Genomic DNA, 420 nt, shown 5'->3' with positions numbered 1-420 from the left:
GTCCTCCCACCCCGGGACCGTCCAGGTGCCGCCCGGCCCCGGCTTCGGGCCCCCGCCGGACCTCACGCCCGTACAGCCGCCCGGAGGGCTCGACCCGTCCGGCGACGCCGGGACACGGAGCGGACGCCGAGGGACGGTCGCCGTAACGGCGCTGCTGGTCGCGGCGGCCGTCGCCGGGCTGCTCCTGTGGCACCCCTGGAGCGGTTCCGGCAAGCCCGGAGCCGACAAGGCCGGCGGATCCTCGCCGTCGCCCCGGCGATCGGCCCCCGCCGCGTTCCCCGACGCCCCGCTGCTGGTCCGGCTGGACACGGAGCCCGGATCGCCGGACTGCCACAGCGTGATCGGCCGCCGCGACTCCACCACGGACAACCCCGAACAGCTGATCGACGGGACCTGTGACGCACTCCCGCAGTGGTCCCC

General features: G+C 76.9%; 1 pseudogene. It reads left to right on the top strand.

From position 1 onward, the window contains the following. Nucleotides 1-420 (top strand): annotated as a pseudogene (locus AOK08_RS46225) (hypothetical protein); the annotation flags it as partial.

It is taken from the genome of Streptomyces graminilatus, assembly GCF_001418565.1.
In the GTDB taxonomy this organism is placed as follows: domain Bacteria; phylum Actinomycetota; class Actinomycetes; order Streptomycetales; family Streptomycetaceae; genus Streptomyces; species Streptomyces graminilatus.
Note: the sequence above shows the minus strand (reverse complement) of the source record. Positions and strands in the feature narration are given on the sequence as shown.